This window comes from Methyloversatilis sp. (assembly GCF_030698125.1).
Taxonomy (GTDB): domain Bacteria; phylum Pseudomonadota; class Gammaproteobacteria; order Burkholderiales; family Rhodocyclaceae; genus Methyloversatilis.
Genome location: NZ_JAUYNV010000047.1, coordinates 19,140 through 41,948, shown reverse-complemented (window position 1 = coordinate 41,948; position 22,809 = coordinate 19,140). Strand labels below are relative to the sequence as shown.

General features: G+C 67.6%; 18 protein-coding genes. 8 read left to right on the top strand and 10 right to left on the bottom strand.

Annotation, left to right across the window (positions count from 1 at the left end; all coding sequences use genetic code 11):
• Positions 1-20: 20 nt before the first annotated feature.
• From Q8Q80_RS15315 to Q8Q80_RS15305, 3 genes are all read left to right on the top strand, one after another.
• On the top strand, positions 21-1,280 hold the full coding sequence (locus tag Q8Q80_RS15315) for a D-amino acid dehydrogenase (protein WP_305633745.1): 1,260 nt from the start codon (positions 21-23) through the stop codon (positions 1,278-1,280).
• A 28-nt stretch (positions 1,281-1,308) separates the two neighbouring features.
• Positions 1,309-2,295: an NADPH:quinone reductase gene (locus Q8Q80_RS15310; RefSeq protein ID WP_305633744.1), complete on the top strand. Its 987-nt coding sequence runs from the start codon at positions 1,309-1,311 to the stop codon at positions 2,293-2,295.
• A gap of 150 nt (positions 2,296-2,445) precedes the next feature.
• Positions 2,446-3,057 (top strand): hypothetical protein, encoded by a 612-nt coding sequence (locus tag Q8Q80_RS15305; protein WP_305633743.1) that lies wholly within the window; start codon positions 2,446-2,448, stop codon positions 3,055-3,057.
• Positions 3,058-3,135: 78 nt separating this feature from the next.
• Here the strand turns inward: Q8Q80_RS15305 and Q8Q80_RS15300 are convergent, their stop codons facing one another.
• The 8 genes from Q8Q80_RS15300 to Q8Q80_RS15265 all read right to left on the bottom strand — a co-directional run bounded on the left by Q8Q80_RS15300 (position 3,136) and on the right by Q8Q80_RS15265 (position 8,174).
• Positions 3,136-3,450, bottom strand: a complete 315-nt coding sequence (locus Q8Q80_RS15300; RefSeq protein WP_305633742.1) for a BON domain-containing protein — start codon at positions 3,448-3,450, stop codon at positions 3,136-3,138.
• A gap of 195 nt (positions 3,451-3,645) precedes the next feature.
• Positions 3,646-4,098, bottom strand: coding sequence for a hypothetical protein (locus Q8Q80_RS15295; protein WP_305633741.1), 453 nt, complete (start codon positions 4,096-4,098; stop codon positions 3,646-3,648).
• Positions 4,099-4,340: 242 nt separating this feature from the next.
• Positions 4,341-4,571: a CsbD family protein gene (locus Q8Q80_RS15290; protein WP_305633740.1), complete on the bottom strand. Its 231-nt coding sequence runs from the start codon at positions 4,569-4,571 to the stop codon at positions 4,341-4,343.
• A gap of 79 nt (positions 4,572-4,650) precedes the next feature.
• On the bottom strand, positions 4,651-4,983 hold the full coding sequence (locus Q8Q80_RS15285) for a YqjD family protein (RefSeq protein WP_305633739.1): 333 nt from the start codon (positions 4,981-4,983) through the stop codon (positions 4,651-4,653).
• Positions 4,984-5,236: 253 nt separating this feature from the next.
• Positions 5,237-5,464 carry a hypothetical protein gene (locus Q8Q80_RS15280; protein WP_305633738.1) on the bottom strand — a complete coding sequence of 76 codons (228 nt, stop codon included), beginning with the start codon at positions 5,462-5,464 and terminating at the stop codon, positions 5,237-5,239.
• Between the two features lie 105 nt (positions 5,465-5,569).
• A complete protein-coding gene (locus Q8Q80_RS15275; RefSeq protein WP_305633737.1) occupies positions 5,570-5,785 on the bottom strand; it encodes a glycine zipper 2TM domain-containing protein in 216 nt (71 codons plus the stop codon).
• Positions 5,786-5,848: 63 nt separating this feature from the next.
• A complete protein-coding gene (locus Q8Q80_RS15270) occupies positions 5,849-6,460 on the bottom strand; it encodes a hypothetical protein (RefSeq protein WP_305633736.1) in 612 nt (203 codons plus the stop codon).
• A 418-nt stretch (positions 6,461-6,878) separates the two neighbouring features.
• Positions 6,879-8,174 carry a PHB depolymerase family esterase gene (locus tag Q8Q80_RS15265; protein ID WP_305633735.1) on the bottom strand — a complete coding sequence of 432 codons (1,296 nt, stop codon included), beginning with the start codon at positions 8,172-8,174 and terminating at the stop codon, positions 6,879-6,881.
• Between the two features lie 272 nt (positions 8,175-8,446).
• On the opposite strand from Q8Q80_RS15265, the gene Q8Q80_RS15260 reads away from it, so the two are divergent.
• The 5 genes from Q8Q80_RS15260 to Q8Q80_RS15240 all read left to right on the top strand — a co-directional run bounded on the left by Q8Q80_RS15260 (position 8,447) and on the right by Q8Q80_RS15240 (position 13,547).
• The gene (locus Q8Q80_RS15260) at positions 8,447-8,869 is read left to right on the top strand and encodes a DUF4398 domain-containing protein (RefSeq protein WP_305633734.1); all 423 of its coding nucleotides are present in this window, start codon (positions 8,447-8,449) and stop codon (positions 8,867-8,869) included.
• Positions 8,870-8,899: 30 nt separating this feature from the next.
• Complete coding sequence (locus Q8Q80_RS15255; protein ID WP_305633732.1) at positions 8,900-9,817, top strand: OmpA family protein; 918 nt, start codon at positions 8,900-8,902, stop codon at positions 9,815-9,817.
• A gap of 298 nt (positions 9,818-10,115) precedes the next feature.
• Positions 10,116-10,403: a hypothetical protein gene (locus Q8Q80_RS15250; protein WP_305633731.1), complete on the top strand. Its 288-nt coding sequence runs from the start codon at positions 10,116-10,118 to the stop codon at positions 10,401-10,403.
• Positions 10,400-11,893, top strand: coding sequence for an ATPase domain-containing protein (locus Q8Q80_RS15245; protein ID WP_305633730.1), 1,494 nt, complete (start codon positions 10,400-10,402; stop codon positions 11,891-11,893). The genes Q8Q80_RS15250 and Q8Q80_RS15245 overlap by 4 nt, the downstream gene beginning before the upstream one ends.
• Positions 11,894-11,918: 25 nt before the next feature.
• Positions 11,919-13,547: a diguanylate cyclase domain-containing protein gene (locus Q8Q80_RS15240; protein WP_305633729.1), complete on the top strand. Its 1,629-nt coding sequence runs from the start codon at positions 11,919-11,921 to the stop codon at positions 13,545-13,547.
• 6 nt (positions 13,548-13,553) lie between these two features.
• Here Q8Q80_RS15240 and Q8Q80_RS15235 read toward each other — a convergent pair whose 3' ends face one another.
• Together Q8Q80_RS15235 and Q8Q80_RS15230 are read right to left on the bottom strand one after the other, a co-directional pair.
• Positions 13,554-14,447, bottom strand: coding sequence for a YihY/virulence factor BrkB family protein (locus Q8Q80_RS15235; protein ID WP_305633728.1), 894 nt, complete (start codon positions 14,445-14,447; stop codon positions 13,554-13,556).
• Entirely contained in the window at positions 14,444-22,798 is an 8,355-nt protein-coding gene (locus tag Q8Q80_RS15230; RefSeq protein WP_305633727.1) for a GH36-type glycosyl hydrolase domain-containing protein, read from the bottom strand. The genes Q8Q80_RS15235 and Q8Q80_RS15230 overlap by 4 nt, the downstream gene beginning before the upstream one ends.
• Between the last annotated feature and the right edge of the window lie 11 nt (positions 22,799-22,809).

The window sequence follows — 22,809 nt, the reverse complement described above, 5'->3', positions numbered from 1 at the left end:
TCCTCGAAAACCGGATCCGCATGCATATACTTGTTCTAGGTGCCGGCGTCGTCGGCATCACCACCGCCTGGTATCTGCGCCAGGCGGGTCATTCCGTCACCGTGGTCGACCGTCAGAGCCAGCCGGCCATGGAAACCAGCTTCGCCAATGGTGGCCAGATTTCGGTCAGCCACGCCGGTCCCTGGGCCACCCCGCAGGCGCCCGGCATCGGGCTGCGCGGCATGGGTCGCTCGACTGCACCGGTGCGCTTCTCGCCGACCGTCAACCATCGCCAGTGGCGCTGGATGGCCGCGTTCCTGCTGCAATGCCGCCCGGGGCGCGTGCGGGCCAACACGGACGCGCTGGCGCAGCTGGCCATCCGCAGCCAGGTCGAGCTCGGTCTGCTGCGGCGCACCCTGCAGCTGGACTATGCGCACACCGAAAGCGGCATCCTGCATGTGTTCTTCAACCGCAAGGAACTGGCCCGGGCGCAGCAGCGCGCGCGCATCCTGCACCGGCACGGCATCCGGATCGACGTCTGCGATGCCGCGCGCTGCATCGACATCGAGCCCGCGCTCGCATCGAGCACGCGCAACCTGATCGGCGGCCTGTTCGCGCCGAACGACGAATCGGGCGACGCCTGCGCCTTCACCCGTGCATTGGCGCAGCGCTGTGCCGACGCCGGCGTCGCCTTCCATTACGAAACCACGGCAGACAGCCTCGACATGCACGAAGGCAGGGTGCGCGGCGTGGCGGTCCGCGACGCGCGCGGCGTACGCGGGCTGCTGTGCGCCGACCAGATCGTGTGTTCGCTGGGCACGCATACCCGCGCGCTGGTTGAACAGCACGGGCCGCGCCCGGCGCTGTATCCGATCAAGGGCTATTCGATCACTTTTCCCGCTGGTCCGAATGGGCCACGCGTGAGCATCACCGATGAGGAGCACCGCATCGTGATGTCACGCCTCGGCGACACCATCCGCGTGGCCGGTCTGGCCGAGCTGGGCGGTCACACGGTCACCGTGGACGAAGAAAGGGTGCGTCTGCTGACCGGACTGACCCGCACGCTGTGCCCGGATGCCGGCGATATCGACGCAGCGCAGGCGTGGGCCGGACTGCGCCCGTGCACGCCGGGCAATGTGCCGCTGATCGGCCGCAGCCGCATACCGGGTCTCTGGTACAACACCGGCCACGGCTCGCTCGGCTGGACGCTGGCCTGCGGCTCGGCCCGCCTGCTCGCCGATCTCGTCGACGGCGGCAGCTCGGACATCGAATTCCCCCACCTGACCGGCAAGCGTCACTGACGCGCCGGCACCCGACCGGACATTTCCCATGCGCGCAGCCTTCTACGACCAGACCGGCCCGGCCCACCAGGTGCTGCAGGTGGCCGAGCTGCCCGACCCGGTCCCGGGCACGGGCGAGCTGCGGGTAAGGCTGCAGTGGTCCGGCGTCAACCCGTCCGACGTCAAGGCGCGCGCCGGCCTGAGGGCGGGCGGCATGCCCTTCCCGCGCATCATTCCGCACAGCGACGGCATGGGCATCGTCGACGCGGTCGGGCCGGGCGTCAGTGCGTCGCGCATCGGCGAGCGGGTGTGGCTGTGGAACGCGGCATGGGGTCGCGCCTGCGGCACCGCGGCGCAGTTCATCACGCTGCCGCAGGCACACGCCGTCGCACTGGCTGACCCGATCAGCGGCGAAGCGGGCGCCTGCCTCGGCATACCGGCGACGACCGCGCTGCACGCCCTGTTGACGCACGGCGGCGTGGCAGGCAAATCGGTACTGGTGGCGGGCGGCGCGGGCGCGGTCGGTCACTACGCCGTGCAGTTTGCAAAGCTGCTCGGCGCACGGCAGGTCATCACGACCGTCAGCAACGCGGCCAAGGCCGGACTTGCCCGCGACGCCGGTGCCGACCGGATCATCGACTACCGCACCGAAGATGTCGCCGCGCAGGTGGCCGCCGCAACCGGCGGCCGGGGCGTCGACCGCATCGTCGAAGTCGATGTGGCCGCCAACGCCGTCATGGACATCGGACTGCTGCGCCCGGGCGGCGAATGGATCGTCTATGGCAGTGGAACGCCGCAGTTTGCACTGCCCTTTTTCGCACTGGCAGCGCGCAACATCACGCTGCGCGTGATCCTCGTCTACACGCTGGACGAGGCCGAGCGCCGCGCCGTGATCGACACCCTGACCCGGCTGCTGGCGACCGGCCGTGTGATCCACCGCATCGCGGAGCGCCTGCCTCTGGCGCAGATCGCCGACGCGCACGCCCGGGTCGAACAGGGCCAGGTGGTCGGCAACATCGTGCTGGCGCTCGACTGAACCTCAGGTACCGGGCGCGCAGCCCTGCGCGCAATGGATGTACGATGGTGTGGCGTTGCCTGCGTTTTCGCGGGCGTGCGACGGCAGCGCGACACTTCATGCAGACGGACATCCGCATCGCCCCACCCTGCTGCCCCGGGAGGACGGAACATGACTGTGAATGTGACGTCGGTACGCCGCTACGGCCTGGCGGTGATTGCGATTGCTTGCTGCCATACCGCGTCGGCCGGCGAAGCGGATCAGACACCGTGTGACCTCGTGGATACCGCAGATCTGGCTGAAATGGGTTTCGGAATCGTGCGTCTGCCGGCCACCGACGTGCTGGATCTTTACAAGGGCCAGGCCGACGCGCCGGTCGATACCCACACCGAAATCTGCACGTTCCTCGCCGGGCGCAGCGGTGACCGCATGGGGTTGCAGCTGACGATAGAAACGTTCGGCGAACGGGTCACACCCGCGCAGCTCAGCGCCTGGACCGCCCTCATCATGAAGGACGACCCGGCTTACTATTCATCAACCCGGGTCGGCGACGCCAACTGCGAAACCGGCGAATTCGACCTCATCGACGAGCGCACCGAAGCGCGCGAAGGCACGCAGCACTTCGTTTCCTGCGACGCGCTCGAGCCATCTGGCAACCATCGTGTCAATCTGTACTTCCAGGCACCCGAATTCAAGGCGCTGCTGCCGACCCTGGAAGAGGTGAAGGCGCTGCTCGACAAGGCGACCGGCAGGGTGGGGACACGCGGCGCAATCCGCATCTGACGCTTCGGGCTGCGCACGTGACAAGGCCCTTGCGAACCATGTCCGCAAGGGCCTTGATCTGCTGCAGACCGCTGCGCCTTACTTCAGGCGCATGTCGTTCTTGACCGACTTGACGCCACCCACGCTGCGCGCCACTTCGACCGCTTTGGTGATGTCGGCGGCCGAGTTGACAAAGCCGCTGAGCTGGACGACGCCCTTGAAGGTTTCGACGTTGATCTCGGCGACCTTGAGCGTCTCTTCGTTCAGGATGGCGGCCTTGACCTTGGTCGTGATGACCGTGTCGTCCACGTAGCCGCCGGTGCCCGATTGCGTGGGGGTTGCAGCGCAGCCTACGGCGCCGGCAAGTGCAACGGCCAGAAAGGCGGCCGACAGATATCGTTTGATGTCATGCATGAAATACTCCTTGAAAAACGGCTGTACGGGCGCCTGACGTCGCTCGGCAAGGCGTCGCGCGCTCGCGTTCGATGAACGAAACCAGCGCTTGGCGACCCTGTCTGTCAGGAAAAGTCCGGCCATGCGAGGGCGCCGACCGGAACATGATCAGCATGCGCGTGCCATAGTTGTGCGTCGGTGCGCTGGCGTACAGAATCAGGATGTCAGCGCCGCGCCGGCGTTCAGGCGTTGCAGTCTTTCCGCCTCGACGCCACGGCGCAGTGTGTCCAACAGCGAGGGCGCACCCGAAAGCCCGGGCGCTGTGTCGCGGCTCGAACCGGGGTATCCGCGCGCAGCGTCGCCAAAACCAGCTCTGTCCGGCATGGGGTCGTCACCGGGCTCGGACATCAGCAAGACCAGCACATCCGGCTTCACATGCCGTATCCGTCTGAGTGTATCGATGCCCTCGCCCTCGCATAACTCGGTGCCGAGCATTACTACCTCGATTTCGAGCCGGCGAAGGCAGCGCAGTGCATCCGGCAGCGTTGTGACCCATTCGACACGCAGGCACGACGCGGCCGGCCCTGCCAGCAGGAGGCGGATCCGCCCGGCTCGCGCCGCATCGGGTTCGAGCAGCAAGATGGTGTGTCGCATCTCATGCATGATCATCGCTCCGCGAAAGCGGTGTACCTGCCCGATGCGGGTCAGCAGTCCGATCCGGACTCATTCGCCCGGGCTCGCTGATACATCGCCACGTAACGGTTCTGTCGCGACCCGCAGGTTGCCTTCCCAGACACAGTGAATCGATTCACAGCGGAAACGCTGCACCGATACAAAGCGACTGATCAGGCGGTCGACCAACCGTCGCCGGATGCGGCAGACCGACGACGCGCAGCGCGGGCAAACATGTTTCAAGGCAGCCTGTCGGGCGTTCGGGTGCTGTCTTCGTTCAACTTTTCAAACTGTTCGATCTGACTTTCCGCCTCGTCCTTCGTGATGCCATACGCTTCCTGGATCCGGCCAGCCAGTTCGATGCGCTTGCCGCCAATCACGTCGAGCTGATCGTCGGTCAGCTTGCCCCATTGCGACTTGACCTTGCCCTTGAATTGCTTCCAGTTGCCTTCCGCGATATCCCAGTTCATTGCGTGTCCTTTCGATGTTCATTTACAACCCGAACGCTGCAGGCAGGTCGCCCGCATGCGTTGTGCATGACAACAATGTTCAGCGGCGACGCATCAGCAGCGCCACCAGCAGTCCGGCCGCAGCGGCCACGCCGATCGCCTTCCACGGGTTTTCGCTGACATACACCCGCGTGTTGTCTGCCGCCCGGTGCACCTTGTCCGACACCGCATGCGCAGCGCGATCCAGGCCGGCACGGGCATCGGACAGACGCGTTTCGATCTTCGTGCGCGCCGCAGAAATTTCGCTCGCCGTGCTGTCGATCACCTGTTTGACCAGGGCATCGGCGTCGCCGACCACCGCTTTCACATCGCTCACCAGCACATCCTTCTTGCCCTGGATGCCTGTATCACCACCGTTGAAATCCGTATTCATCTTGCCTCCTGTGGAAAAGCGCAGTCAGCGGGTGGGCGCAGCCCGACGCCCCCGCCGCGTTGTAGATCGGATGGAACCATCGAGCGCTGACCATCCTGCTGGTTGGGTCCCACCGTCGGTGACAAGCGTGTGCCGCACGGCAAACAGTGTCTGTTCGGCAGCGAACGCAACCGCAGCGACGTCGCCCTTCGGCGGACTGAGGGGACTACGTGACCGGAACGCATGCGCTGCGGGCATCCCGCCGCAACGCCTGTTACTTCCCGTCGTCCCGCGTCGCATCCTTGATGCTGTCGCCGGCTTCTTCGAGCTTGTCGCCCGCCTTTTCGGTCGCGTCACCGATCGCGTCCGAAGTATTGCCGACCGCGGCGTCCAGTTTCTTTCCGGCAGTTTCGGCCGGGCCTTCCTTCTGACAGCCCGACAACACCGCAAGGAACAGTCCGGCAACCATCACCGCACCCAGCTTTTGTGCATTCTTGTTCATGGAAAACTCCATCGTTCAACCACACACCTGACAGGGGTCATGGGGCGGCACCGCTTCCGGTTGCGCCCCATGCCCCCCGCACCACGCCAGCGCTCAATAGTCAGACTACTTCTTGATTTCGCGGCCGATCAGGCCGCCGACTGCGGCGCCGCCGACCGTGCCGACCGCGCTGCCGCCGGTCAGCACCGCACCGCCGACCGCACCCGCACCTGCGCCGATGGCGGTGTTGCGATCACGCGCCGACATGCCCGAGCAGGCGCTCAGGCCGACAAGCAGTGCCGCACAGATGGCAATCTTTGCAACATTCGATTTCGTATTCATGGTGTGACCTCGTATCCGGGTATCGCGGCCGGGTGGCCGCGAGGTACTGCATGCGCGACTGGCTTACTTGCCGGCGCGCATCTTTGCCGCGTCGATGCAACGGTCCTTCGCGTCGCCCGCGAGGCTGTCGCATTTCTCCTGGTCGACGTCATAGCGGGCGTCGACCTTGTCTTCCTTCGCTTCCTTGCGCGTCTCGGCGTTCTGTTCCGCCGCCTTCACACGCGCATCACTCGTTGCTTCGCCCGCTGCCGTATTGCTTTCCGACATCTTGAGCTGTGCCGTCGCATCGGCCTTGGCGGTCGTGCGCGCGGCCTTGGCCTCCTCGACGCAGACATCCTTCGGGTTGCCGGCGAGGTCGTCGCAACGTTCCTTGGAGACCATGTAGGCCGCATCGGCACGCGCCACGCGCACGTTGTAGTCCGCCGTAGCGGATGGCGCGCGTTTCGCCTCCAGCGTGGCCTTGGCGACCTTTTCGGCGACCTTCGCCTCTGCCTCGCAGATGTCTTCGGCGTTGCCGGACAGCGAATCGCAAGCCTTCCTGGCTGCCTTGTAGTCGGACGTGATCTGCGCCTTGGCAGCCTTCTGCTCGGCCTTGGTCATCGTTTCGGCGATGACGCCCGTGCTGAAGGCAAGGCCGATGGCAAGCGCCAGCGCATGGGTACGGAGTGTGTTCATGGGTGTCCTCTTTTCGTGATCTGCCGCCACGTCGCAGGCGCGGCCGGAGCGGCCGCTGCATGGACGGACCCGGACCTTTGAAGTCCGGCCATTGCAACTTACGCAGTCACCCCGATGCCGTCTGTCTGCTGACACACAAAAGCCATGTGCGTCACCGAGCAGTCATCTGTCACCCACGGCCGCAAAATGAATGCGGCATTTCCGGGCCTGACCGCGTCAGCCAGGCGCGCAGGGTGCGCTGCCGGCGACCCGCCCCGTAAAACCATGATTCCCGACAGCCGGGCTCCGGTGTTCGTCTGGCAGCAGTCAGCGTCCTTCTCGTGACGCATGGGTCGTCACCGCGCTGGCGCTGATGGCCCGTGCGCCGATACGTGGCGCACGGTGGCAATGAGAAGCGGCATGCAGTCGGCTGGATCCGCTACAAAATTTTCGAGTTCAGATGATGCTGCAGGAAGAACCGCATCATCTGTCTCGATGCATCCGGTCCGGCGGCATCGGTGTGAGACTGCGTGCCGTCGCCGCCGGTCCAAGCGTGGCCGGCGCCGTGAATGATCCAGCGCTCGCCCTGGCTCACGCCTGACGTACCAAACAGGGCGGAACGGGTGTAGCCGCGTTGCCCGTCGCTTGCAGGCGTGGCTTCGGACGAAGCGTGCCTGCTCGCCGCACCATCGCCTGACGGTTCCTGTGCGGCGTACAACGCATCGGCATTCGACGGATGCACGGTGGTGTCCGCGTCGCCGTGGAACACGATGCGCGGCAGTTGCAGCGCACCGTGCTCGGTCGGCGACAGCAGGTCCGGCGGCAGCGCATCCGGTCCCGACGCCATGATGCGCATCGCCGATACGGCGTCGTGCGCGCGCCCGGCTGCAATGCCGGAATGCACGCCCAGCGCGGCATACAACCCGGGATAGTCGCGCGCCAGCACGGCGGCCATCGCACCGCCGGCGGACATGCCGGCGATGTACACGCGCGCCGGATCGATATCCTGATCCTGCATCACCTGGCGCGTCAGACGGGCAATCAACGCAGCATCACCTGCGCTGTTCGACACGTCCTGCAAGGCGTACCAGTTCCAGCAGCGCAGCGCATGCGCGCCTATCGACTGTTCCGGGTACAGCACGACAACGCCCGAATCTTCTGCCACCTCGTTCATGCGCGTGCCGGCGGCAAACTCGGCTGCCCCCTGATTGCAGCCATGAAGCATGACCAGCAGCGGCGCCGGCCCTGCGGTGCGGAACGCGGGTTCGTACAGCAGGTAATGGCAGTCGGCGCCCGCGACCGGCTGTCCGGCCCCGAATCGGCCGATCAGCCTACCGACCCGCCGGCCGTCCGGTGCGGTCAGACCACTGGAACCGTCATCCACGGGTGCGTCCGTTCGGGCGGTCGTCGAACGGTGCGGATTGTCCGCTGCGCGCGTGGAGGCGACCCTGACCATCTTCAGCAACACGCCGCCCAGCCTCGCCAGTCGGGCACGCTGCCGACGCCAGAAGGGTTGCCAGACAGACGCCGGGGGCGACCTGCGCCCTGTCCCGCCTGCGCGAGCGGACGCTGTGTGGCCCGCAGTCGGCGGAACGCGCCGCGCGATGCGCCTGCCGAGCAGTTCGAGCTTGCGCTCGTAGGCGTCGTCATCCGGATCGCACGACGCGAGTTCGTCCAGCAGACGCCGGATCACCCGTCGTCGCCGGGTCTGTTCGATCTGTGGACTTGTTTGCATGACGGCTCCCGAGGCGGCGCAAAAGTCGCCCCGCTCCGGCAGAGGGCCGCAGCGCGAGCGTCCGGCGCCAGTGCAACGGGACTGTGCGCGACAGGCGCGCTGCGGTCTGTACGCTGCCGCACTGCGTCCGCCCGGCACTCAGGCGCTCGCCGGGGCAGATGTGCGCCAACAGACAGACAGCCGATCCGCCTGCGTTCAAGGTACGCCTCAAGCTTCAAACGGTAACCGGCGATCCGGCTATCGCCGATGGATACACAGCCCAGGGAAACACGATGACCACGCACACCCCCACGCACACCCGCTCCGCGTCGTCACTGCCGGATGCGGTCCGCACGACCTGGCCCCTGCTCGCACTGGCACTGGCCGCCCTGTTGCTCGGCGCCTGCGCATCAACACCGCCACCGGTGGAAAAGATGGCGGTTGCCGAAGCCGCAGTCGAGCGGGCCAGCAGCGCCGGCACCCGTGAAAACGCGCCGGCCGAACTGCAGATCGCCATCGGCAAGCTCACCCGTGCCCGCCAGGCGGTGGTGAACAAGGACTACGAACGCGCCGGCCAGCTGGCCGAGCAGGCCGAACTCGATGCCCACGTTGCCGAAGCGCACGCCCAGTCGGTGCGCTCGCAGCGCAGCGCCACCGAGTCGCAGAACGCCGCCCGCGTGCTGCAGGAAGAAATCAACCGCAAGATCGTTCGCTGACCTGAACGGTCAGCGCATCAGGAGCCCCAGATGACACCCCAAGCCAAGATCCGCACATTGTGCATCGCCCTGTTCGGCGCCTCGCTGGCCGCCTGCAGCAGCGTGCCCGAGCGCAACAGCGCACTCGACCAGTCACGCGAACGCGTCGTCGCCGCACGCAGCGACCCGCAAGTCAGCGCGCTGGCCGCCGATGAACTGCGCGACGCGGAAGCGTCCGTCAGCAAGGCCGAACAGGCCTGGACGGCGGGCACGCGCAAGGACACCGTCGACCACCTCGCCTATCTGGCCGACCAGCGCATCCTGATCGCCCGCGAAACCGCAGCCGGTCGGGCGGCACAGGCCGTGACCGCCGGTGCGGCAGCCGAGCGCGACCGCATGCGGCTGGCCGAACGGACGGCCGAGGCAGACAGCACGCGGCGCGAGCTGATCGCATCCGAGCAACGCAACCAGGTCAAGAGCACGCAGCTTGCCGAAGCCGAATCGTCCGCCCTGCGCGACCGGGCCAGCATGGAACAGAGCCGGTCGCGCGTCGAAACGCTGGAAGCGGAACTGACGGCCCTGAATGCGAAGAAGACCGACCGCGGCATGGTCGTCACGCTGGGCGGCGTGCTGTTCTACAGCGGCAAGGCGGATCTGCTGTCCAGCGGGTCGGCCGACATGATCCGGCTGGCCGATTTCTTCAAGCGCAACCCGCAACGCAGCGCAACGATCGAGGGCTACACCGACAGCGTGGGCTCCGCCGCGAGCAACCTCGCGCTGTCCGGGCGCCGGGCGAATGCCGTGATGGCCGAACTGGTCACGCTCGGTGTGGCGTCCGACCGGTTGAGCACCCGCGCATTCGGCGAAGATCAGCCGGTGGCCGGCAACGACACGGCCGCCGGTCGCCAGATGAACCGGCGCGTGGACATCGTTTTCGGACCGCCGCCGAGCGGAGTGTCAAGCAATTAACCGACACGGGATGCCGCGCCCGGCCGCCCGACTGCTGCCGCACCGCAGGCAGTCCGGGGGCGTCGGCGCGAAAAGCCGGACGGAAGAACTGTCCCGGGGCGTACCATCGGCAGGCAGCCGCGAGCCAACCATCACCGGACCATCGATGCAAAGCGACTCACGAGACGTCCGGAAAGCGGGATCTCACCAGGCGGATGCCGCCACCCCGCCACTTCCGGCTTCATCCAGGATCGATGCGACCGTAGCCGCATGGCAGACGCTGCACGCAAGTCTTTCACCCCTCATCGGCCAGCGCGGCATGACCGCGCTCCTAAAACGCAGCCTTTACCTGACGCGTGACACTCATCCCTGGCTCGCTCCGGTGTGTGACGCCGCGGCCGGGCAGGATGTACTGGTGTCGCTGCGCAGTGCATTGCTGCTGCAGGCCGAAGCCGAAGCCGAAGCCGAAGCCGCTCATGGTGCGCTGCTCGGCAATTTCCGTGATCTGCTGTCGACACTCATCGGTGCATCACTGACCGAGAGGTTGCTGCGGCCGGTACTCGACAACACTTCAAGCGGCTCCGCCGCGCAGGACACCTCGCAATGACCACCGGCAAAGCAAGCATCAATCGTCTGAAGACGGGTGTTCCAGGGCTGGACGAAGTGCTCGGCGGCGGGCTGCCGGAGTTTTCCTGCAATCTGATCGCCGGCCCACCGGGCTGCGGCAAGACCACGCTGGCGCACCAGATCATGTTCGCACTGGCCACGCCCGAGCGGCCGGCGATCTATTTCACCGTGCTGGGCGAGCCGCCGCTGAAGATGCTGCGCTATCAGCAGCAGTTCGAGTTTTTCGAACTGGACAAGCTGAACCGCTCGATCCGCTTCGTGAATCTGGCCGACGATGTCGCTTGCGGCAATCTGGACAAGGTGCTCGAACACATCGTAGCCGAGGTGGAAGCGCGCGGACCGGGGCTGGTATTCGTCGATTCCTTCCGGTCGGTCATTCTGGCGAGCCAGAACGAAGGCACGTCCTTCATCACGCTGCAGCACTTCATCCAGAATCTCGGCGTGCTGATGACGAGCTGGCAGGCGACCACCTTCCTGATCGGCGAATACTTCAGCGATTGCGACCCGAACCCGATCTTCACCGTCGCCGACGGCCTGATCTGGCTGCGCCAGAGCGTCGAACGCAATTCGATGGTGCGCAAGATGGAAATCATGAAGATGCGCGGCCAGCCTTCCCTGCCCGGCCTGCACACCTTCCGCATCAAGAACTCCGGCATTCACGTGTTCGCACCGCCGCAGGTATCCGGCGCACCGCGCATCGACCGCACGGCGGCCGGCGCTGCCCGGGTGGGCATGGGCGTACCCGGTCTGGACGACATGATGGGTGGCGGCCTGCCGCGCGGCTTTTCGCTGCTGGTGGCCGGCCCGTCGGGTTCCGGCAAGAGCACGCTCGCCACGGCCTTTCTGTCCGAGGGGGCGCGCCAGGGCGAAACGTCCGTCATCGCCGCCTTCGAACAGCGGCCGAGGCTGGCCCAGGGTGCAGCACTTGCCCCGCTGATCCGGGCCGACCGCATCGGCGTGGTCGACAGCAGCTCGCCCGGTGTGTCGGTCGACGAGATCGCCCGTCTGCTGATCAATGAAATCAATCGCCTGAAAGCGAGCCGCGTCGTCATCGATTCGCTGTCCGGCTTCGAACTGGCGCTGGCGCCGACCTTCCGCACCGATTTCCGGGAATCGCTGTCCCGCCTCGTGTCGGCACTGGCGAGCACCGGTGTCACCGTATTGATGACGTCGGAGCTGGAAGACCGCTACAACGATCTGCGCTTCAGCCCCTATGGCACCGCCTTCATGACCGACGCCATCATCGTGCAGCGCTATGTCGAGGTCGACAGCCGGCTCAAGCGGGTGATGGCCGTGGTCAAGGTGCGTAGCAGCGCGCACTCGAACGAGCTGCGCGAGTTCACCATTCTCGATGAAGGTATCTGCATCGGCGAACGGATCACCGGCCACGAAGGACTGCTCGGCGGGCAACCGGCGCGGCGTGATCTGGACGGACTGGACGGTGCGTCAATGCACGGTTCGGCAACCTGACTCGCCACGGCGGGTTCAGGTCATCATGAACAACCGGCCGCCGGACGAAGGACTGCCCAGCGCAGCCAGCACGACCGTTGCGCATTTCGAGGCACAGACGCATGCGCTGAAAGGCGAACTGACGCGGCTGCAGCGCGAGCTTGAGGATCTGAAGCATGCCTTCAGCGCGACGCAGGCCGCCGACCTGCTCGAAGCGAACGAAAACCTCGTGCTCGCCGCACTGAAGGCTGAAGCGATTGCCGAAGGTGCAACGCTGACGCTGGATGAATTGTCGCGCGAAAGCCAGCGCGATCCGCTGACCGGCATGCCCAACCGCGCCCTGATGAATGACCGGCTGGACAGCGCGATCACGCTGGCCCGACGGCGCGGTACGTGCATCGCGCTGCTGTTCATCGATCTGGACTACTTCAAGCCGATCAACGACGCGCTCGGTCATCCGGTCGGCGACGTCGTGCTGTGCCAGGTCGCGCGGCGCCTCGAAAGCGTGGTGCGCGACTCGGACACCGTCAGCCGCTACGGCGGCGACGAATTCCTCGTGCTGCTGGCTGAAGTGAACCAGGCATCCGATGCGGCGCAGATTGCCGCCAAGATGCTGGCGTCGCTGGGCGAGCCCTGCCATGTCGGAGACATCACGCTGCGCCTGTCGGCCAGCATCGGCATCGCCCTGTTTCCGGAAGACGGCAATGACGCCGCTGCATTGATCGACCGCGCCGATGTCGCGATGTATCGCGCCAAACGTGAAGGTGGCGGCTGCTTCGACTTTCACCGTGAGGACGTCGCGCGGGCTGTCGGACTGTTGCCGCGCGTCGGTCCGGTCCAGCCGCTGCCCACGTCGCACCGCGAGTTCGTTCTGACGGAGCGCGAAACGCAGGTGCGCAACCTGCGTGAAGCCAATGAAAACCTGACGCTGGCGCTGCTCGCCGCACAGGAGCTCGACGAGCATGCCGATCAGCTGCGCTGGCGGCAGATCCGCTTCCTGTCGATGGTGGCCCAGAATCTGCGCAAGCCGCTACACCCGATCCGTACGGCGGCCGGACTGTTCAGCCGCGCCCGGCAGGACGCGGCGCTGCGCGCCCGGCTGCCGGCCATCATCAAGCGCCAGGTGCGCCGCATGTCGCGGCTGGTCGATGATCTGGTCGCGGCGGCCCAGCCCGGTGGCGCCGATGTCATGCTTGAGCGGCGGCCGATTGACCTGATGACGGTGCTGGGTGAAGCGTCCGAACAGGCACGCCGCACGCTCGAAGGCAGGCGTCAGCGTCTGGTCACGTCCTGGCCGACGGAACTGCCGCCGGCGCGGGGACATGCGGTGCGGCTGATCGGCGTCATCGCGCGGCTGATCGACAACGCCTCCAGTCATTCATCCGACGGCAGCGAAATACGCCTTTCGGTCGAGGCGGTCGATGGATGGGTGCGGATCACCGTATCGGACGACGGCGCAGGCGTTGCAGCCGACGCGCTGCCCACGATCTTTGCGACCGCGGAGTCGACCGTACCTGCTCCGCGCCGCCGCGGCATGGCCCTGCACATGCTGCGCGATCTGGTCGAAGCACAGGGCGGCACACTGCTCGCCACCAGTGGCGGACACGGACGCGGCAGCCAGTTCACGATCAGCCTGCTGCAGGATGTCCATGCGGTCGACATACCCAAGGGGTGAAGGCGCTCAGTGCCCGCGGGCCGCGGCTGACCCGCCCGCGCGCGGCGGCGCGGCCGGTATGACTTCCACGGCCAGCGCGGCACCGAGCAGGAAGATCTGGCTCGAGCCGTAGAACCAGATCAGCAACGCAGCGAAGGAACCCGCCGCACCCAGCGCCGATGCCGTCGCCGTGGTCGCGATGTACAGCCCGATGGCGTAGCGGCCCAGCATGAACAGCATGGCGGCAAAGCAGGCGCCAACCGCCGCGTGCAGCCAGGGCATGCGATGGTCCGGCAGCCAGCGCAACAGGGTGGCGAACAGCAGCGCAATCACGCCGAACGAAAACACCGCTTCAACGACCAGCACCATCGGCAGCAGTACCGGCCAGATGTCGGTCACGTGATTCATCGCCAGCAGCACGGCCGTCTGCGCGACCAGCGCCACTGCAAGCAGAAAACCGCCGCCGAGCACGATGCCCAGCGCGAGCAGCCTGACCTGCAGCAGCCTGAGCCACGAAAATGGCACGGCCTTCTCGCCCAGCATGGCCTGCAGTGCGGCGCGCAGTTCGATGAACACACCGGTGGCACCGATCAGCGTGCCGCCCAGTGCCAGCCAGGGCCCCAACGAGCCGTTGCCGTCACCGTTGGTACGTTCGCTTGCACGCTGCAGCAGATCGGACACGGTGCCGGCCTCGCGCGGACCGATCAGCCCCGACAGCGCATCGATCAGCGCCACCTGCGCACTTTCGTCGCCGAGCACCCAGAACATGACGCGGGTGACGACGACGATGAGCGGCGCTATCGCGAAGGCCGCGTAGAAGGCGACCGCCGCGCCATAGGTCATGCCGCGCGCGTCGTCGTAGCGGCGCAAGGTCGCCAGCGCGATCCGCCACACCTCGGCCAGGGGCTGCGGCAGCTTCATGCCGTAACTGCCTGCGCGGGCGACCTGGTGGCCGATGGCACATTCGCCGCGGCAATCACCAGATGGCGACTGTGGTCACCGGCAGCGGCCAGATCCAGCCATTCACCGACGGCCAGCGGCAGCAGCCCGGCGGCGCGCGCGCTGGCGATGTCCGCCAGCGCACCCGCCGCACACACGGTGATTTCGTGCCGGCGACCGGCGCGAAGCACGGTCAGCGTCACCTTCGGCCAGTGGCTGGGCAGGCGGGGCAGTACGCACAGGCGGCCCTGACGCACGCGCAGCCCGCATATCGATTCGATGGCAGCGTGGTGCATCCATGCGGCCGAACCGGTGTACCAGCTCCAGCCACCGCGTCCGGCATAGGGTGGCTGCGTGTAGATGTCGCCCGCCATCACGTAGGGCTCGATGCCATAGGCGGCGCCACGCACCTCGTTGTCCGAGCGGTGGGCCGGACTGAGCCCGGTGAAGGTGCGCCAAGCCGCGTCGACATCACCCAGTTCGGCCTGCGCCATCAGTGCCCACACCGCGGCATGTGCGTACTGGCCGCCGTTCTCGCGCACGCCGGGCGGGTAGGCCTGGATGTAGCCGGCGTCCGGCCGGGCGTGCTGCAAAGGCGGGTCGAGCAATCGCACCAGACCATTCACCTCGTCGGTCAGCAGGCGGCCGACCGATGCCATCGATGCCTGCTGCTGGTCCGGCGTGGCCACGCCGGACAGCACGCCCCAGGCCTGCGCGATGAGGTCGATGCGGCACTCTTCGTTGCGGCGTGAGCCCAGCGGCGTGCCGTCGTCGAAGAACGCACGCACGAACCATTCGCCGTCCCACGCCTCGCCGTGCAAGGCGTCGCGCCAGCCGGCGGCGGCCAGCTGCCAGCGTTCGGCACGGCTGGTTTCGCCCTCGGCATGCGCGAGCACGGAAAAGCGGGCCACCACCTGACACAGGAACCAGCCCAGCCAGACCGACTCGCCACGTCCTTCATGGCCGACCCGGTTCATGCCGTCGTTCCAGTCGCAGGTACCGATCAGCGGCAGTCCGTGCGTGCCGACCGCAAGACTGCAGTCGATCGCCCGTGCGCAGTGTTCGTACAGCGACACCGGCTGCGTGCCGACCCGCGGCACGAAATAGGCGTCTTCCGCACCTTCGGGTATCGGGTCGCCTTCGAGGAATGGCACCAGCTCGTCGAACACCTCGACATCGCCCGTGACCTCGATGTAGCGCGCCGCGGCGAACGGCAGCCACAGGCGGTCATCCGAGCAGCGGGTGCGTACGCCCGCGCCGGTCGGCGCATGCCACCAGTGCTGCACATCGCCTTCGGGAAACTGGCGCGACGCCGACAGCAGCAGCTGTGCGCGCAGCAGCGCGGGCGCGGCGACGCACAGTGCCATCGCGTCCTGCAGCTGGTCGCGAAAGCCGAACGCACCGCCCGACTGGTAGAAGCCGGCACGCGCCCACAGACGGCAGGCCACCGTCTGGTAAGGCAGCCAGCGATTCACCAGCACGTCGAACAGCGGGTCGGGGCTGCTGACCGTGACGGCATCGAGCAACCCGGCCCATTTCGCGCGCACGGCCTGTTCGCGCTGTACGGCGCCCTGCGCCGCGGCGGCGCATGCCAGCATGCCGGCCGCGCGCGGCGAGTCGCCGTGACCGAGCAGAAATACGTGGGTGGACGACTCATCCGGCGCCAGGCTGAGCGTTGCCGACAGTGCGGCGCACGGATCGACGCCGATGGCGTCCCGCGCAGCCAGCCGATCCGGAATGATCGGTCGGCCATCCGGGGCGAACAGTTCGCGCCGGTCGCAGGTCCAGTCGGCCAGCGTGGCGACGTCCGGTCTGCCGTCGGCCCCCTCGCGCTGCAGCATGACGAAGGCAGTGCTGTTGCCGAAGCCGGCATGGCCATCGCACTGGGTGGCCAGCAGCGCATCGATCTGCCGCGCCGAGGCGTCGGGCAATGCCAGCCGCGCGAACTCGGTGCGTACCGATTGACGGTCGGTGCGCAGCGCGCCGATCACCCATTCGAACAGGCCGATCAGCCGCAACGAGTGTGCCCGGGCGCCGCGATTGGTCAGCACGATGCGTACCTGCTTGACCGATTGCTCCGGATCGACGCACCAGGTCGCCTTCACCTCGATGTCGCCGCGCCGGTGGCGCAGCGTCGTCAGGCCCTGCCCGTGTTCGATGCGGTACGGCACGTCGGCGGCAGCCGCGCCGGCGCCGATGCTCCAGATGTCGCCGGTGCGCAGGTCCTGCAGGTGAAAGGCTTCACCGCCCGCATCGCCGACCGGGTCGTTCGACCAACCGGTGATCTGGTTCAGCCGGCTGTTGCCGGCCCAGGTGTAGCCGGTGCCGGCTTCCGACACCTGGCTGCCGAAATCAGGATTGGCGAGCACGTTGATCCACGGCCGCAACGTGCGGTGCGCGTCGGTCACGGTAAAGCGGAAATCGCCGCTTGCCGCGTCGAACGCACCCTTCGGCGGCAGGCCGACGGCGCCGTCACGCGCGGCCGGCAGCATCGTCCCCGGCTGCTCGGCACGCACATCGAGCGCACTGTCATGCCAATCGACCAGATCCTGCACATGATGCGACAGCGGCCGGCCGTCGGCATGCAGGCTGGCACGGGCGAGCGCATTCAGCGCGGCGCGCTCGGCCGGCGCCAGCTCGTCTGCGTGCAACAGATACAGGCCGCAGGCCCGTGCCGACGGGGTCGCGATGACCTCGGCCGCATACCGCTCGCGCAGTGCGGCCAGTTCGGCCTGCAAGGGCATCAGATAGGAGTGGGCCTCGCTGTTGAGCACAACCAGATCGCAGGTCAGTCCGCCCCACGACCACCAGCGCAGCGCCTGGAACAGCGAACGCAGCATCCGGACACCCTGCACGGCACTGGCGCACACCACGATGATCGGACGGTCACCCGACATGCCGAGCCGCCACAGCGTACGCCGGTCATGCTGCGCGCCGCCCGGCGGCGCATTGACCAGTGCATCGAGCGGTGCCGGGCGCGACATCAGCAGCGCCAGTGTCGTCGTCAGCAACTGGATGGCGGCGCGATCATCGGCATTGACCCGCATTTCGCGCAGCCGGATGCTGGCAAACGTGCCGGACATCAGCGATGAGCGTTCGACCATGGCGTCCTGCCGGTAGCGCTCGACCAGCGCCTGCAGCGTGTCGCGCGCGTCGGCCGCCGCCGTGCCGACGGTGAGCGACGCCATGCCGTGCGCCGGCAGGCTCAGGCGCATCGACAGCGACGCGAGCGGATCGAGACCGGTCACGCAGTCCGCCCGCGACGGGTCTGTTGCGCCGTAGTCCGCGCGCGGATGCGCGGCGTCCCGATGACGCCCCAGCCAGCGTGCGCGATCGGTCTGCACTGCAACCGACGTCAGGTGCAGGTCGGCATGCGCGATGAAATGCACCGCGTGCAGCCCGGTTTCGGTCGACAGCCGCGGCTTGCGCGAAAAGTAGACGGCTCGACTGGCGTCATCCCAGGTCGCCTGAACGAACAGCTTGGCGAAAGCCGGATGCATTTCGTCGGCCCGGGCATCGGACAGCGATACCTCGAACATCGACATCAATTCGATCTCCATCGGTTCCGACGAGGTGTTCCACAGCTCGATGCGACGCAGTTCGACGTCGTCTTCCGGGCTGACCCACACGGTACAGCGCGTACGCAGGTCGGTCCACTGCGCGTCGAGACAGACGCGGTCACTGTGGAAGGTGGCGCTGTAATCGGCCAGCGGGTCGGCCGCCGGATGCTGCGTGATCGACACCGGTGCGTCCTGCGGCGTGCGCCGGAGATAGAAGAACGTGCCGTAGGCATCGCGCAGCGCGTCGTCGCGCCAGCGCGACACGTCGGCGGTGCCGAAGCGGCTCCAGCCGGCGCCGTTGGCACGCAGCGCAACTGAATAGCGACCGTTCGACAGCAAGTGGGTCGGCTGCAGCGCCGACGATCCCGGAGTGACCAGGCGGGTGACGCCGGGCAAGGCATCACGACGGTCGTTGCGCGTCGGCGCGGGCGGCGGCGCGAGCAGTCGCGACACCTCGCGCGGCACCCGCTCCTGCAAGAGCGACGCGACGGCGTCGATGCGCGGCTCGCTCATGCACCAGCGCCGGGGTGCGCCGTCAAGCAGCAGGTTGGCAAGTGCAACGATGGTCATGCCCTGATGATGCGCCATGAAGGTGCTGACCACCGTGAACGCGCTGCCGCCGGTCTGACGGTCGGCCACGAAGTCCAGCGCCTCGGCAAAACCCATGTCGCGCCGCGCGTCCAGACCTTCCAGCCGGCGCAGGTTCTCCAGTGCGGCGGCCGGTTCGAACATGGCTGCCAGCGCGGTCGCATAAGGCGCGACGACGATTTCGTCGGTCGGCGTGCGGCGCAGTGCGAGGCGCGGCACGCCCTGTGGCGAATACTGGTAAGCCAGCGTGTGGTCGCTCGCGGCATAAGCCGATTCCGACAGACCCCACGGTACGCCGTGGGTGCGTCCGAACGCCCGGTGCTCGCGCACCGCGGCCTGCGCGGCGCTGGCCAGTGCGCTGCCCGGCAATTCGTCGAGCACCAGCGACGGCATCAGGTATTCGAACATCGAACCCGACCAGGAGCGCAGGCCCGCTTCGCTGCCGGTTGCGAAGAACGGCCGCCCGAGCGCCGCCCAGTGCTTCACCGGCACGTCGCCCTTGGCGATCGCCCACAGGCTGGCCAGCCGCGCCTCGGACGCGAGCAGGTCGTAATAGCTCTTGTCCAGCGTCTGTTCCTCGACCAGATAACCGATGTGGAACAGGCGCCGGCGCTCGTCGTACATGAAGCCGAATTCCGCTTCGAGCGCCATCCGGCGGCACTGCGCGGCCAGCGCGACCAGACGCAGCGGCGCGTTGCATGCGCGGTCGGCGTCGTCCGCCGGGCGCGCCGCCAGCGCGTCGCAGGCACCCGCCAGCGCAATCAGGTGACCGCACAGATTGCCGCTGTCCACCACCGACACATAGGCCGGCGCCAGCGGCGCAAGCGTCTGCGTGTCGTACCAGTTCAGGAAGTGGCCGCGATGGCGCGGCAGCATGACCAGTGTGGCCAGTGTGCGTTCGCAGCGGGTCAGCAGTTCGAGCGTGCTGATCCAGCCGAAACGCCGCGCGCAGGCAGTCGACAGCAGATAGAGGCCGATATTGGTCGGCGAGGTGCGCTGCGCGACCATCATGTAGGGCACGGTCTGCACATTGTCCGGCGGCAGCCAATTGCTGGACGGTCCGACATGGCGCTCGAACAGGCGCCAGGTGTGGCGGGCCACATCGAGCAGGTAGGCGCGATCGCCGGCGGCCAGCCTGTAACGATGCCGGTGCGCCGATGCGCGGCTGGCCAGCGCGATCCACAGCGGTGTAGCCGCCCACAGCGCGCACACCGACAGCGCCAGCCATGGCGACGACGTACCGCGCCACCACAGGAGCGCAAGCACACCGACCGCCAGCGCACTGACCGGCCAATGCACGCGCCACAGTCCGGTCAGGCTGTGCCGTGCCGCCGACTGCGCATCGGCTGCGGTGGTCCATTGCAGCAGGCGCCTGCGGCTGATCGCCGTGCGCCACAGCGCGCGCACGATGGCGTCGCCCAGGTGCAGCGCGTTGCGCAGCAGCAGCGCCAGATTCCACAGCATGCCGCCAAGCGCGCGCCCGATGTCGACCAGCCCCTGGTGATAGAAGTGACGCAGTGCGAGGTCATCGCGCGCCGGCGCCATGCCGGCCAGGGCGCCGAGCAGCGGGCCGCCGCCGAACGCAGCCCCCATCAGCGCGAGTACGCCCCACGGCGACAGCAGATCGCTGCCCAGGGCGACCAGCAGCAGCACGACCGAAAACGGCGCCACCAGCGAACGACGCAGGTTGTCGATCATTTTCCAGCGATTGATGGCATTCAGGTCGAAGCGGCGAGCCCGCCACAGCAGCGGCCACAGCTGCCAGTCGCCGCGCGTCCAGCGGTGCACGCGCGAAGCCGCGACGTCGGCGTGCATCGGCGCGTCCTCGATCAGCGTGATGTCGCTGACGCCGCCGCAGCGCGCAATTGACCCTTCGATCAGGTCGTGACTGAGCACCTGGCCTTCGGGCAGCCGCCCTGACAGCACGGCCTGCATCGCCTTGACATGAAACAAGCCCTTGCCGGTGAACGTGCCTTCGTCGAACAGGTCCTGATACAGCTCGGACGTTTCGGCGCTGTACGGGTCGACGCCGCAGCGCCCGGCGAACAGGCTGTGGAAGGGCGTGGCATGCAGCGGCGACGGCAGCGGCGTGACGATGCGCGGCTGCAGCACCGCGTAGCCGGCCACTACGCGGCCGCGCGCAGCATCGACCCGCGGACGGTTCAGCGGATGCGCTGCCACACCGACCAGCTCGCGCAAGGCGCCCGGCGGCAGCAGCGTGTCGCTGTCGAGCGTGACGACGAACGGTGTATCGGGCGCCGGTTTCGAGCGCGACCCGAGATCGACGAAGCCCGACCGTCCGCCTGCCAGCAGTTCGATCAGCTGTTCGAGTTTGCCGCGCTTGCGTTCCCAGCCCATCCAGCACTGTTCCGTGTCGGACCAGCGCCGGTCGCGATGCAGCAGCAGGAAGCGGCGCTGCGGTGGGCACTCGTCGACGGCATCGGGCGGATAGAGCGCTTCGAGCCGGTCGATTTCGGTGACGGCGGTGGCCAGCAGTGCAGCGTCCGGCCCGTCGTGCGCGACGGATGCATCGCTGAAATCGGTGAGCAGCGCGAACTGCGCATACGGCTCGCAGTTCGCCAGATGGTGGCGTTCGAGCTGGCGCGCCAGCGCGCGGATGGCGGTGGCCGACGACAGCATGGCGGGTATCACGACCAGCACGCGCAGCGCGGGTGGAATGCCGGCGAGCAGCGCCAGCCGGGGCAGGCGGCGCGGCGGCACCCATTCGCTGATGAGCCGGTTGAGCACGGCGATCACCGCTTCGCTCGCCGGCAGCAGCGCCAGCACCGCCAGCATCGCCCACACCGGCGCCGTGACGGACGGTGCCACCGCGTGCTGCAGGAACGCCAGCGAGAGCAGCGCACTGCCGACGCCCAGCAAGGCGAGATAGACCGGCACCGCACAGCGGTTGCGCAGCTCGCCGAAGCCGGACAGCAGGGCCGGACGCAGGCCGAGCGAGCGGCGCATCGCACCGGCACCGCCGCCACGCAGCCAGAAGCTCGGCGACTCGATCGGCGCCGACGGGTCGAGCTGCGGATCGCTGACCGGCACACGCATGTGCTCGAGCAGCCGCTCCGCCACCGCCAGTTCGCTGTGGCCGCTCGTGCGCGCCAGCCGCTCGATGGCATGCAGCGTGGCGTCCTGCGTGTCGTCGCGCTCGGCGCGGAAGGTCGATGAAGCCAGCATCAGCTGCATCAGCATGCTGGTCTGCGCGATCAGCGAACGCCAGTCGGCGTCGCCCAGCATGCGCAGCGAGCCGATGGCGTTGCTGACGCTCAGGTTGTCGGCCGCTTCGTCGGCCTGCTGCTTTGCCTGCGCGCTGGCCGGGTCGGGCAGTGCGCGCGCCAGCGCTTCGCGCACCGATTCGCGGCCGCGCAGCCCGGCGGCGGAGCGCGATCCGGAATCGGAATGCAGCCGCTGCATCACCTGCAGCGCAAATACGGTGCCGACACGGCGCGCCTGCATCAGGCCGAACATCGCGTCGGCGTCGATCATGCGGGCGTGGCCGCCCGTGCGGCCGCTCGCCTCGCGTTCCAGCCCGTCGCACCACAGATTGGCCAGTTCGCGCGCCGCCTTGTCGGCCGCCACGCGCTCGGACAGGCGGCGCAGGTTTTCGATCAGCACCACGCGCAGCGTGGTCGGCAGGGCCCACAGTTCGCCGAGGTTCAGTTCGCTGGTCTGCTGGTAGGCATTCAGGAATTCGATCAGCAGGTCGTCGTCGAAAGCGCTGTCGGTGTGCGCGACGAAGGCCCAGGCGACGCCATAGACGCGCGGCAGGCCGGCCAGATGATCGCCGACCAGCACCGGCAGGTCGCGAAAGTAGCGCCGCGGCAGCCCGTCATGCACCGCCTTGATCTGGGCGGCCACCAGATGGAAGTTGTCGAGCAGCCATTCACCCGCCGGGCTGACGTGATGGCCGATCCGCTCCTGCAGCCCGATGTAGTGCTGCGCCTCGCGCAGCACCTTCATGTTGTCGTGCAGGCGCGGGAAAAACGCCGTCGAGCGCGGCGCCTTGAGCCGCGCGGTCTGCGCTTCGCCCAGGCTGCGGCCGTGTTGCCGGAAACGTTCGGCGCTGAACAGCTCGCCGCGGATCGGTGACTCGATCACGCCGCGCGACGGATCGATCAGTGCGAGCGCCTCGGCGCCTGCGTCGGGTATCTGCCGGCGCAGTCGCGCCCGGGTCATGTAGACATCGT

Excerpts from the sequence above, each read along its gene's own strand:
- Q8Q80_RS15270 (WP_305633736.1), bottom strand. The coding sequence starts at position 6,460 with ATGAACACACTCCGTACCCATGCGCTGGCGCTTGCCATCGGCCTTGCC.
- Q8Q80_RS15235 (WP_305633728.1), bottom strand. The coding sequence starts at position 14,447 with ATGAAGCTGCCGCAGCCCCTGGCCGAGGTGTGGCGGATCGCGCTGGCG.
- Q8Q80_RS15250 (WP_305633731.1), top strand. The coding sequence starts at position 10,116 with ATGACCGCGCTCCTAAAACGCAGCCTTTACCTGACGCGTGACACTCAT.
- Q8Q80_RS15290 (WP_305633740.1), bottom strand. The coding sequence starts at position 4,571 with ATGAACTGGGATATCGCGGAAGGCAACTGGAAGCAATTCAAGGGCAAG.
- Q8Q80_RS15240 (WP_305633729.1), top strand. The coding sequence starts at position 11,919 with ATGAACAACCGGCCGCCGGACGAAGGACTGCCCAGCGCAGCCAGCACG.
- Q8Q80_RS15245 (WP_305633730.1), top strand. The coding sequence starts at position 10,400 with ATGACCACCGGCAAAGCAAGCATCAATCGTCTGAAGACGGGTGTTCCA.
- Q8Q80_RS15265 (WP_305633735.1), bottom strand. The coding sequence starts at position 8,174 with ATGCAAACAAGTCCACAGATCGAACAGACCCGGCGACGACGGGTGATC.
- Q8Q80_RS15280 (WP_305633738.1), bottom strand. The coding sequence starts at position 5,464 with ATGAACAAGAATGCACAAAAGCTGGGTGCGGTGATGGTTGCCGGACTG.
- Q8Q80_RS15230 (WP_305633727.1), bottom strand. The coding sequence starts at position 22,798 with ATGACCCGGGCGCGACTGCGCCGGCAGATACCCGACGCAGGCGCCGAG.
- Q8Q80_RS15255 (WP_305633732.1), top strand. The coding sequence starts at position 8,900 with ATGACACCCCAAGCCAAGATCCGCACATTGTGCATCGCCCTGTTCGGC.
- Q8Q80_RS15275 (WP_305633737.1), bottom strand. The coding sequence starts at position 5,785 with ATGAATACGAAATCGAATGTTGCAAAGATTGCCATCTGTGCGGCACTG.
- Q8Q80_RS15295 (WP_305633741.1), bottom strand. The coding sequence starts at position 4,098 with ATGATCATGCATGAGATGCGACACACCATCTTGCTGCTCGAACCCGAT.
- Q8Q80_RS15315 (WP_305633745.1), top strand. The coding sequence starts at position 21 with ATGCATATACTTGTTCTAGGTGCCGGCGTCGTCGGCATCACCACCGCC.
- Q8Q80_RS15305 (WP_305633743.1), top strand. The coding sequence starts at position 2,446 with ATGACTGTGAATGTGACGTCGGTACGCCGCTACGGCCTGGCGGTGATT.
- Q8Q80_RS15260 (WP_305633734.1), top strand. The coding sequence starts at position 8,447 with ATGACCACGCACACCCCCACGCACACCCGCTCCGCGTCGTCACTGCCG.
- Q8Q80_RS15310 (WP_305633744.1), top strand. The coding sequence starts at position 1,309 with ATGCGCGCAGCCTTCTACGACCAGACCGGCCCGGCCCACCAGGTGCTG.
- Q8Q80_RS15300 (WP_305633742.1), bottom strand. The coding sequence starts at position 3,450 with ATGCATGACATCAAACGATATCTGTCGGCCGCCTTTCTGGCCGTTGCA.
- Q8Q80_RS15285 (WP_305633739.1), bottom strand. The coding sequence starts at position 4,983 with ATGAATACGGATTTCAACGGTGGTGATACAGGCATCCAGGGCAAGAAG.